This window comes from Hymenobacter sp. B1770 (assembly GCF_049896385.1).
GTDB lineage: Bacteria > Bacteroidota > Bacteroidia > Cytophagales > Hymenobacteraceae > Hymenobacter.
This window is the reverse complement of the sequence record NZ_JAFCUF010000046.1, coordinates 1-1,027: the sequence shown is the minus strand read 5'-3', so window position 1 is coordinate 1,027 and position 1,027 is coordinate 1. Positions and strand designations below refer to the sequence as shown.

The following is a 1,027-nucleotide window of genomic DNA, read 5'->3' as shown; positions in this document are numbered from 1 at the left end:
CGCACGCTCAAGGAATACGAGGAGCTGTTCAGCGACTACGGCTTCATCCGCATTCACCAGTCCCACCTCATCAACGCGGCCCACGTGAAGCGCTACATCAAAGGCAGTGGGGGCTACGTGCAGCTCAGCGACGACTCCATTATCGAAGTGTCGCGCCGCAAGAAGGACGAGCTGATGAAGCGGTTTGGGGCGTGATGTCAGATTCATTCGGCCACTTCTGCCCGAAGCCGGACGCGGGACAGCCAGTGTTCTCGCCATGAAGAACTAAGTCAAGCGTGCCGGATACTCGCCAGGGCTGACCACTTACTCATTGTGCCTTGCGGGGCGGCCCGGAGCGGAGGATGTTTGTCTCAGAAAAGCGCGTGGCAGCTGCCGCGCCACCACCCTCTTATCCCTGCCCCGCATGGAACTGACCATTAAAAACCTGTCGAAAACTTACCCCAACGGGGTGAAGGCCCTCGACAACGTGAGCCTGACCATTCCGCAGGGCATGTTTGGCCTGCTCGGGCCCAACGGCGCCGGCAAAAGCTCGCTGATGCGCACCATTGCCACCCTGCAGGCCCCCGACAGCGGCAGCATCCACCTCGACGCCATCGACGCGCTGGGCGATAAGATGGCCCTGCGCCGGGTGCTGGGCTACCTGCCCCAGGAGTTTGGGGTATACCCGCGCGTGTCGGCCGAAGACCTGCTCGACCACATGGCCGTGGTCAAGGGCATCGTGCACCGCGGCGAGCGGCGCGACACGGTGAAGGCCCTGCTGGAGCAAACCAACCTCTACGACGTGCGCAAGCGCAGCATCAGCACGTTTTCGGGCGGCATGAAGCAGCGCTTCGGCATTGCCCAAGCCCTCATCGGCAACCCGCTGCTCATCATTGTGGACGAGCCCACGGCCGGCCTCGACCCCGGCGAGCGCAACCGTTTCTACAACCTGCTGAGCGAAATCGGCGAGAACATCATCGTGATTCTGAGCACGCACATCGTGGACGACGTGCGCGAACTGTGCCGCAACATGGCCATCATCAACCAG

The 1,027-nt window shown here is 62.2% G+C and carries 2 protein-coding genes; both read left to right on the top strand.

Annotation, left to right across the window (positions count from 1 at the left end):
* Window positions 1-195 (top strand): LytR/AlgR family response regulator transcription factor (locus ACP7AJ_RS21360; protein WP_426062262.1); only part of this gene is annotated, 195 nt, incomplete at its 5' end.
* Between the two features lie 208 nt (window positions 196-403).
* Window positions 404-1,027: ABC transporter ATP-binding protein (locus tag ACP7AJ_RS21355; RefSeq protein WP_426062261.1), on the top strand; the 624-nt coding region annotated here is incomplete at its 3' end.